Origin of the sequence: Acidisphaera sp. L21 (genome assembly GCF_009765685.1) — a bacterium.
Taxonomy (GTDB): Bacteria; Pseudomonadota; Alphaproteobacteria; order Acetobacterales; family Acetobacteraceae; genus LMUY01.
Map to the genome: position 1 here is coordinate 1 of NZ_LMUY01000104.1, position 290 is coordinate 290.

Genomic DNA, 290 nt, shown 5'->3' on the forward strand with positions numbered 1-290 from the left:
TTGTTTATCTCTACTGCCCGCCAGGGGCTCACGTTCGACCAACTTGCTCGCGAGCCGCTCGCCGGTTCGATTCTCTATTTCAAGCCAGGTGAGCGGGGTATCTATCAACGTTGTACGGTTGCGTAGAAGGTGCTCTAATGTACGCTCTGACTGACGAGGGAGAAAGTCCTCGCGCGTAGGCGGCAGCACATCCTCGTCATACATGACGCGCACTCCTGAACGTGGATGTCTATACGACCGGCATATTAATCCTGCGACGAGCCGGAATTATTTCAACCGAGATGGGCGAT

The 290-nt window shown here is 54.5% G+C and carries 1 protein-coding gene; it reads right to left on the minus strand.

Annotation, left to right across the window (positions count from 1 at the left end; genetic code table 11):
* On the minus strand, nt 1–204 hold a 204-nt coding region (locus tag GSQ76_RS31335), incomplete at its 3' end, for a hypothetical protein (protein WP_216851205.1).
* Nucleotides 205–290 lie beyond the last annotated feature (86 nt).